Source organism: Nocardioides sp. (assembly GCF_051876515.1).
Taxonomy (GTDB): Bacteria; Actinomycetota; Actinomycetes; order Propionibacteriales; family Nocardioidaceae; genus Nocardioides.
Genome location: NZ_JBJEHY010000148.1, coordinates 1 through 9,215 on the forward strand (window position 1 = coordinate 1; position 9,215 = coordinate 9,215).

Consider the following 9,215-nt stretch of genomic DNA (forward strand, 5'->3'; position numbering starts at 1 on the left):
GCTCAGGTGGGCGACCAGCGTGGTGCTCCCGGCGCGGCGACCTCGTCGTACGGCTTCCTTGAAGGAGTCGCCGTCGACCAGCCGGTTCGCAGCGGGCAGCACGTCGGTGCCGCGGGCGTCAGGCCGTCAGACGGCCAGCTGGCTGCGACCCTTGCGGCGGCGAGCCGAGAGGATCGCGCGGCCGGCGCGGGTGCGCATGCGCAGGCGGAAGCCGTGCGTCTTGTGACGACGGCGGTTGTTCGGCTGGTACGTACGCTTGCTCACGACAGTCTCCGTTGCGGTTGCTTCGAGGGTTGTCCACTCCACGGCGCGGATCGGTGCCCCACCAGGGGGACGGCTGTTCGGCCGGCACCGCCCACCCACGCGGCATCACCGAGGTGATGAATCGTGGACATGCGGCACCCGTCGACAAGGAGCGACTGGTCAACGGTACGCGGGGAGAATCGACAGGGTCAAACCCGCGAGGCCGGTTCGGGCCGCTGCCTGTGGATGAAGTCTTGAGGATCGTGCCCCCAGGTTGTTAGGTTCGCAGTCGTGGTCGGACCCGCAAGGGCGATTCTCAGGCCCCCGAAGAGGCGTTGTGACCTGGTTCACATTCTGTCACAAGGGGCCTCTGACCTGCAGGAACGCCGCAGATGAGGCGTTTGGGCGGGCACGGATCGGCGGAGTGCGGGGGCGTACGTCGCTCGATGCACAGGTTGTGGAAAAATCTGTGGAGACAGGCCGTGTGACATGAACGGCATCCAACGAATGACGGGGCATCGAGTGAACGACCAGCCGGCAGACCTGGGGAGCGCGTGGTCAGCGATCCTGGCTGATCTGATGCCCAACCAGCGAGCGTGGCTGCGGGCCAGTGAACCCGTGACGCTGCACGAGAGCACGGCGATCATCGCGGTGCCCAACGACTTCACCCGCGCCCAGCTGGAGGGTCGGCTCCGCGGACAGCTCGAGGACTCCCTCAGTGACGCATTCGGACGCGAGATCCGCCTGGCCGTCACGGTGAACCCCGCCCTCGAGTCGCTGCTCGACGAGGAGACGTCAAGTGGATCTGTCGATTTGTCGATAAATGCACCACGTGGACGTACGGATTCCGCGGTCCGAGACGAAGAGCGCCAGGTCGACGCTCCCGCGTTCCACCCCTCCGTTCCTGAGCCGACGGAGCCCACCCACCTCGCGGACCGTCGCGGCAGCGCGCTGGAGACCCGGCTCAACCCCAAGTACGTCTTCGAGTCCTTCGTCATCGGCTCGTCGAACCGGTTCCCGCACGCGGCCGCGGTCGCGGTCGCCGAGGCGCCGGGCAAGGCGTACAACCCGCTCCTCGTGTACGGCGAGTCCGGTCTGGGCAAGACGCACCTGCTGCACGCCATCGGCCACTACGTGCGCTCGCTCTACTCCAACGCCAAGGTGCGCTACGTCTCCTCGGAGGAGTTCACCAACGAGTTCATCAACGCCATCCGCGACGACCGGCAGGACCGGTTCAAGCGGAAGTACCGCGACGTCGACGTGCTCCTGATCGACGACATCCAGTTCCTGGAGGGCAAGACCCAGACCCAGGAGGAGTTCTTCCACACGTTCAACGCGCTCCACAACGCCAACAAGCAGATCGTGCTCACCTCCGACCGCTCGCCCAAGCGGCTCGAGGCGCTCGAGGACCGGCTCCGCAACCGGTTCGAGTGGGGACTGATCACCGACGTGCAGCCGCCGGACCTCGAGACCCGCATCGCAATCCTCCGCAAGAAGGCCGCGATGGACCGGCTCACCGCACCGCCGGACGTGCTGGAGTTCATCGCGTCGAAGATCCAGACGAACATCCGCGAGCTCGAGGGCGCGCTGATCCGGGTCACGGCCTTCGCCAACCTCAACCGCCAGGAGGTCGACATGACCCTGGCCGAGATCGTGCTGAAGGACCTGATCCCCGAGGGCGCCGAGCCGGAGATCACGCCGGCGCTCATCGTGGCCCAGACCGCGGCGTACTTCGGGGTCTCGATCGAGGACCTCACCGGCCCGAGCCGCGGCCGGCACCTGGTGCTGGCCCGCCAGATCGGCATGTACCTGTGCCGCGAGCTCACCGACCTGTCGCTGCCCAAGATCGGTCAGCAGTTCGGCAACCGCGACCACACGACCGTCATGTACGCCGAGCGGAAGATCAACCAGCTGCTCGCCGAGCGTCGCGCCGTGTTCAACCAGGTCAGCGAGCTCACCAACCGCATCAAGATGCAGGCCCGCCAGCCCTGAGGCCTCGCCGGTCGAGCGAGTCGGTCTCGACAGGCTCGACCACCGGGTGGAACGGGGAGCTGCCTGGGCGACGGGGGCGTCATGCGTACCCGTCGTGTGCGGGCTGGCGCCGTCATCCGTACGGCTCGCCACTCCCCCTGCGTCATCCCGAACGCGACCTATTGGTTCGAGTCCGGATGACGCAGGGCGTGCAACGCGACGGGAGAGATGACGGAACGGCTGGGACAGCGCCCTTCGCATGACAGAACGGCTGGGACAGCGCCTTCGTATGACGCACCACGGAGCCCGGGGGCCACACAGCCACCCGAAGCCCGAGCCAGCCACTCCCACGGCATGTGGAAAACGTGTGGGCTGACAGGACTTGTCATTCACAGCCCCTGTGGATGCACTGCACGACGAATCACAGGAACCCTGCGCCGTGCACATGGAGTGCAGTGGGGTCACAGGAGTTCCCACACCCCCTGTGGACAAGAAGTCACGCTCACCACCTGCGCAAACGTCCTCTGTCCACAGTTTCCACCGAACCTATGACAACAACGAACCTGTAGTTCTCCGGACAACTCACAAACTCTGGACCGCCTCCGATCTGGGGACAACCGCTCACGACGTGTCATTCGCTCATGGCAGGATGCTCGTGCCGGACCGTGTCTTCTGCGTCGTCCTGCGCCCCAGCTGTCCCGGATGAGGAGTGACTTGTGAAGTTCCGCGTCGAGCGCGACGTCTTCGCCGATGCCGTTGCGTGGGCTGCCCGCAGCCTGCCCGTACGGCCGAGCTCACCCGTCCTGGCCGGCCTGCTGATCGAGGCCGGCGACGAGGGTCTGGTCCTGTCGACCTTCGACTACGAGACCTCCGCCCGGGCCACCCTCAACGCGCAGGTGAGCGAGGAGGGCAGGGCGCTGGTCAGCGGCAAGCTGCTCGCCGACATCTGCCGCAGCCTCCCGGCCAAGCCGGTCGACATGGCGATCGACGGTCCGCGCGTCCAGCTGACCTGCGGCTCGGCGCGTTTCAGCCTGCAGACGATGCCGGTCGACGAGTACCCGTCCCTGCCGTCGATGCCCGACACCGCCGGCACGGTCTCCTCGGGCGAGTTCGCGCACGCCGTCGCCCAGGCCGTGACCGCGGCCGGACGCGACGACATGCTTCCGGTCCTGACGGGCATCCGGATCGAGATCGACGGCTCCAACATGGCGCTGCTCGCGACCGACCGGTTCCGCCTCTCCCAGCGTGAGCTGGAGTGGAACCCCGCCTCCCCCGACGCCACCGCGGCAGCCCTGGTTCCGGCCAAGGTGCTCAGCGACACCGCCAAGTCGTTGACCTCGGGCGCGGAGATCTCGATCGCGCTCTCCTCCGGCGGTGCCGGCGAGGGCCTCATCGGTTTCGAGGGCAGCGGTCTGGGCGGCGTCCGCCGTACGACCACCCGCCTGCTCGACGGCGAGTTCCCCAAGGTCCGGTCGCTGTTCCCCTCCGAGCACCAGACGGTGGCCACCGTCAGCAAGTCCGACCTCGTCGACACGGTCAAGCGCGTCGCCCTGGTGGCCGAGCGGAACACTGCGGTCCAGCTCAAGTTCGCCGACTCGCAGCTGGTGCTGGACGCGGGTTCGGGTGACGAGGCCCAGGCGACCGAGGTCATCGAGGCCCAGATCGACGGCGGCGAGATCGTCACCGGGTTCAACCCGCAGTTCCTGCTCGACGGGCTGACCGCGATCGACGGCGACAAGGTCGAGCTGTCGTTCACCCAGGCGACCAAGCCGGTCGTCATCTCGGCCAGCGCGGACAGCGAGGCGGCGGGCGACTTCCGCTACCTGCTGATGCCGCGCCGCCTGCTCTCCTGAGCGGGCCGGTCGTCAGGCGGTGCACCAGATGATCGCTCGGGGCTAGGCTCGCCCCATGGACATCGGCATCGTCGGGCTGGGCAAGATGGGCGGCAACATGCGCGAGCGGATGCGCCGCGCAGGTCTCACCGTCCACGGATTCGACCGCGACCCCGAGCTGCGCGACGTCGACTCGCTCGAGGCGCTGGTGGAGGTCCTCCCCTCCCCCAAGGTCGTGTGGCTGATGGTGCCCGCCGGCGAGATCACCCGCTCGCTGGTGCGTGACCTCTCCGAGCTCCTCACCGAGGGCGACGTGGTCGTCGACGGCGGCAACTCCCGCTGGACCGACGACCAGGCCAACGCCGCGCTGCTCGCCGAGAAGCGGATCGGGTACGTCGACTGCGGCGTCTCCGGTGGCGTGTGGGGTCTGGAGAACGGCTACGCCCTGATGTACGGCGGTGCCGCCGAGGACATCGCGAAGGTCCAGCCGGCCTTCGACGCGCTGCGTCCCGAGGGCGAGTTCGGCGCGGTCCACGCGGGCAAGGTGGGCGCCGGCCACTTCTCCAAGATGGTCCACAACGGCATCGAGTACGCGATCATGCAGTCGTACGCCGAGGGCTGGGAGCTGCTGGAGAAGGTCGACCTGGTCGACAACGTGACCGAGGTGTTCCGCTCCTGGCGCGAGGGCACCGTCATCCGGTCGTGGCTGCTGGACCTCATGGTCAACGCGCTCGACGACGACCCGGGCCTGTCCCAGATCCGCGGGTACGCGGAGGACTCCGGCGAGGGTCGGTGGACGGTCGAGGCCGCGATCGACAACGCGGTGCCGGTGCCGGCGATCACGGCGGCGCTGTTCGCGCGGTTCGTCTCCCGCCAGGACGACTCCCCGGCGATGAAGGCGATCGCCGCGATGCGCAACCAGTTCGGCGGGCACGCGGTGCAGACCTCGCCTCCCGCGGGCGGTGACGCCGAGGCGTCGAACGGTGCCGAGCAGAGCGTGGCCGCCCGGGAGGCCGGTGCGGGGACCGCCGAGGCCGAGCCGCAGGAGAGCTAGGCCCCGGGTTCCGTGCACGTCAGCCATCTCACGCTCCACAACTTCCGCTCCTACGGCGACCTCGACCTGGCGCTCGAGCCGGGTGCGACCGCGTTCATCGGCCGCAACGGCCAGGGGAAGACCAACCTGGTCGAGGCGATCGACTACCTGTCGAGGCTCTCCTCGCACCGGGTCGCGACCGACGCCCCGCTGATCCGGGCCGGCGCCGACCAGGCCCTGGTCCGTGCGGCCGTCGTCAAGGACGGGCGTACGGCGGTGCTCGAGGTCGAGCTCAACCCGGGGCGTGCCAACCGGGCGCGGATCAACCGCTCTCCCCTGCCGCGTCCCCGCGAGATCGTCGGCCTGGTCCGTACGGTCGTCTTCGCCCCCGACGACCTGAGCCTGGTCAAGGGCGACCCGTCGGACCGCCGGAAGTTCCTCGACGACCTGCTGGTGCTGCGCTCGCCGCGGTTCGCGGGCGTGAAGTCCGACTACGACCGGGTCCTCAAGCAGCGCAACAGCCTGCTGAAGTCGGCGGGCGTCGCTCGCGGCTCGGCCCGCGACGCCGCCGTGGCCACCCTGTCGGTGTGGGACGACCAGCTCGTACGGCTCGGTTCGGAGCTGCTGCAGGCGCGGTTGCGGCTGGTGGCCGACCTTCGCCCCTACCTCGGTGCGGCGTACGAGGCGGTCGCGCGCGGTGCCGGCCGTGACGACGCCCAGGCCGAGTACCGCTCGAGCGTCCCGCTCGGTGACTCCCCCGAATCCCCTGCCGACGAGGGCGCGGTGGCGTACGAGGAGCTGGGGTTCGAGGAGATCGCGAAGGCGTTCACCGTCGAGCTGGAGAGCCGTCGTCGCGACGAGCTGGACCGCGGGATCAGCCTGGTCGGGCCGCACCGCGACGAGCTGGTCCTGAGCCTGGGCAGCACCGACCTGCGGCTGCCGGTCAAGGGGTACGCCTCGCACGGGGAGTCGTGGTCGTTCGCGCTCGCGCTGCGCCTGGCCTCGTACGACCTGCTGCGCGCCGACGGCGACGACCCGATCCTGGTGCTCGACGACGTCTTCGCCGAGCTCGACGGGGAACGCCGCCGCCAGCTCGCCGACCTGGTTGCCGGCGCCGAGCAGGTGCTGGTCACCGCGGCCGTGGAGGCCGACGTGCCCGAGGGGCTCAAGGGCATCCGGTACGCGGTGGCCGACGGGGAGGTGACCCGTGTCGACTGACGACGAGGACCAGCCGGTGGTTGAGCCCGAGGAGGGCTCGACCACCGAGCCACCCCACGACCCCGACGGCCTCGACCTCGCGCGCGCGGCCGCCCGTGCCGCGTCGTCGCTGCCCGGCCAGCCGGCGCGCAGGCGTACGGGCAAGCCGTCCGGCCAGGGCCCGGGCGGCGAGAGGCGCCGGCGACGCGGCGGGAGCCAGGTCTCCGGTGCGCACCCCGACGACCGCGACCCGCAGCTGCTCGGCCCGTCGTTGGACCGGCTGGTGGCACGGTACGGCTGGGAGATGGACCTGAAGGTCCAGGGCGTCTTCGGCCGCTGGGCCGAGCTGGTCGGCGACGAGGTCGCCAGCCACACCACCCCGGAGACGCTGGTCGACGGCAAGCTGGTGGTGCGTACGGACTCCACCGCCTGGGCCACCCAGCTCAAGCTGCTGGCTGCCTCGATCGTGCGGCGTCTCAACGAGGAGCTGGGGCACGGGACGGTGCTCACCATCGAGGTCCTCGGCCCGCACCTGCCGACGTGGAAGAAGGGTCGGTACGGCATCCGCGACGGCCGCGGCCCGCGCGACACGTACGGCTGAGCCGGGTGCGGCAGAGGAAGTCGCCACAGACGATCTGAGGGCCTCTCAGATGTACAGGGACCCATCTGATCCCCTGTTCGGGGCTCTGGAAGGGCGCCACGAGGCCCTCAGGCGCCAAGAAAGTGCACAATCCTCCCCCGGGCGAGCACGCGTACGTGTCTTGACGGCCCGGAACCGGTAGTATGGGGAGCGGGTCACGGAGCCGCGGCACACCCCCGCGGACCGCCGTGACCCGCCGCATGTCACAGGTCCCCCGGTGCACCGGTTCGGGGGCAGAACGCGAAGAGGTTTGTGCGTGAGCGACGAGACCGTCGAGAAGCCCAACGGCGTCGACTACGACGCATCCGCGATCCAGGTGCTCGAAGGACTCGAAGCAGTCCGCAAGCGACCCGGCATGTACATCGGTTCCACCGGTGAGCGCGGTCTGCACCACCTGATCTGGGAGATCGTCGACAACTCCGTCGACGAGGCGCTCGCGGGCTACTGCGACCGGATCGTCGTGACGCTGCAGTCCGACGGGTCGGTCAAGGTCGAGGACAACGGTCGAGGCATCCCGACCGGCACCGCGCCGGGCCAGGAGCTGCCGGCCGTGACGCTGGCGCTGACGGTGCTGCACGCGGGCGGCAAGTTCGGCGGCGGCGGCTACAAGGTCTCCGGTGGTCTGCACGGCGTCGGCGTCTCGGTCGTGAACGCGCTGTCGAGCCACCTGACGGTCGAGGTCAAGAACCGCGGCCACCTGTGGCGCCAGGACTTCACCCTCGGCACCCCGGACGCCGACCTGCAGGAGGTGCGCCCGCTCGAGGAGGGCGAGGGCACCGGCACGTCGGTGACCTGGTGGGCCAGCGAGGACATCTTCGAGACCACCACGTACAACCTCGAGACGATCACCACCCGCATCCGCGAGATGGCGTTCCTCAACCGGGGCCTGGAGATCGTGGTCCGCGACGAGCGCGCCAGCGCCGAGGAGGTCGCCGAGGCCGTCGAGGACGGCACGATCGACGCCAGCATCGACGGTGGCGAGGACGGCATCAAGCGCACCGAGAAGGGCCTCGAGCGCGTCTTCAAGTACGAGCGGGGTCTGGTCGACTACGTCGAGTACCTCAACCGCCGCAAGGACAAGGCCAACTCCACGATCATCGACTTCGAGGCGGAGACGCCGGAGTCGGTGGAGAACCACATGAGCATCGAGATCGCGATGCAGTGGAACACCTCCTTCCAGGAGTCGGTGCACACCTTCGCCAACACGATCAACACCCACGAGGGCGGCACCCACGAGGAGGGCTTCCGTGCGGCGCTCACGTCCCTGGTCAACCACTGGGGCGAGGAGTGGGGCCTGATCAAGAAGAAGGAGGACAGGGTCTCCGGTGACGACATCCGCGAGGGCCTGACCGCGATCATCTCGATCAAGATCGGCGAGCCGCAGTTCGAGGGTCAGACCAAGACCAAGCTCGGCAACACCGAGGCCAAGGGCTTCACCCAGCGCGTGGTCAACGACCAGCTCGGTGCCTGGCTGGAGCAGAACCCGGCCGAGGGCAAGGAGATCATCCGCAAGGCGCAGGCCGCGGCGACCGCACGTATGGCGGCCCGCAAGGCGCGCGACCTGGCCCGCAACCGCAAGGGCCTGTTGGGTGGCGGTGGTCTGCCGGGCAAGCTGGCCGACTGCCAGTCGACCAACCCCCTCGAGTGCGAGGTCTTCATCGTGGAGGGTGACTCCGCAGGCGGTTCGGCCAAGCAGGGCCGCGACCCGCGGATCCAGGCGATCCTGCCGATCCGCGGAAAGATCCTCAACGTCGAGAAGGCGCGCATCGACAAGGTCCTGGCCAACCAGGAGGTCCAGGCGATCATCTCGGCGCTCGGCACGGGCGTGCACGAGGAGTTCAACCCGGAGAAGCTGCGGTACCACAAGATCGTGCTGATGGCCGACGCCGACGTCGACGGCCACCACATCAACACGCTGCTGCTGACGCTCCTGTTCCGCTTCATGAAGCCGCTCATCGAGCAGGGCTACGTGTACATGGCCCAGCCGCCGCTGTACCGCCTGCGCTGGAACAAGCCGCACGAGCACGAGTTCGTCTACTCCGACGCCGAGCGTGACGCGATGATGAAGGCCGGCCTGGAGTCGGGCAAGAAGCTGCCCAAGGAGAACCCGGTCCAGCGGTACAAGGGTCTCGGTGAGATGAACGCCGACGAGCTGTGGGAGACCACGATGGACCCCGACGCCCGCCTGATGAAGCAGGTCACGCTGGAGGACGCCGCCCAGGCCGACGAGATCTTCTCGATCCTGATGGGCGAGGACGTCGAGCAGCGCCGTTCTTTCATCCAGCGCAACGCCAAGGAC

Annotated in this window: 7 protein-coding genes; 6 read left to right on the forward strand and 1 reads right to left on the reverse strand. The window is 68.9% G+C overall.

All coding sequences use genetic code 11. From position 1 onward, the window contains the following. Positions 1 to 126: 126 nt before the first annotated feature. On the reverse strand, positions 127 to 264 hold the full coding sequence (gene rpmH / locus ACI379_RS11270; protein WP_439792185.1) for a 50S ribosomal protein L34: 138 nt from the start codon (positions 262 to 264) through the stop codon (positions 127 to 129). A 486-nt stretch (positions 265 to 750) separates the two neighbouring features. On the opposite strand from rpmH, the gene dnaA reads away from it, so the two are divergent. The 6 genes from dnaA to gyrB form a co-directional block, all read left to right on the forward strand. After that, complete coding sequence (gene dnaA, locus ACI379_RS11275; protein WP_439792186.1) at positions 751 to 2,235, forward strand: chromosomal replication initiator protein DnaA; 1,485 nt, start codon at positions 751 to 753, stop codon at positions 2,233 to 2,235. Between the two features lie 695 nt (positions 2,236 to 2,930). Then, on the forward strand, positions 2,931 to 4,067 hold the full coding sequence (gene dnaN, locus ACI379_RS11280) for a DNA polymerase III subunit beta (protein ID WP_439792187.1): 1,137 nt from the start codon (positions 2,931 to 2,933) through the stop codon (positions 4,065 to 4,067). A 55-nt stretch (positions 4,068 to 4,122) separates the two neighbouring features. After that, positions 4,123 to 5,100 carry a phosphogluconate dehydrogenase (NAD(+)-dependent, decarboxylating) gene (gene gnd / locus ACI379_RS11285; RefSeq protein WP_439792188.1) on the forward strand — a complete coding sequence of 326 codons (978 nt, stop codon included), beginning with the start codon at positions 4,123 to 4,125 and terminating at the stop codon, positions 5,098 to 5,100. 12 nt (positions 5,101 to 5,112) lie between these two features. Next, entirely contained in the window at positions 5,113 to 6,297 is a 1,185-nt protein-coding gene (gene recF, locus ACI379_RS11290) for a DNA replication/repair protein RecF (RefSeq protein ID WP_439792189.1), read from the forward strand. Continuing rightward, the gene (locus tag ACI379_RS11295) at positions 6,287 to 6,877 is read left to right on the forward strand and encodes a DUF721 domain-containing protein (protein WP_439792190.1); all 591 of its coding nucleotides are present in this window, start codon (positions 6,287 to 6,289) and stop codon (positions 6,875 to 6,877) included. Before recF ends, ACI379_RS11295 begins: the two co-directional genes overlap by 11 nt. A gap of 295 nt (positions 6,878 to 7,172) precedes the next feature. Next, a partial coding sequence (gyrB, locus tag ACI379_RS11300; RefSeq protein ID WP_439792191.1) for a DNA topoisomerase (ATP-hydrolyzing) subunit B occupies positions 7,173 to 9,215 on the forward strand: 2,043 nt, incomplete at its 3' end.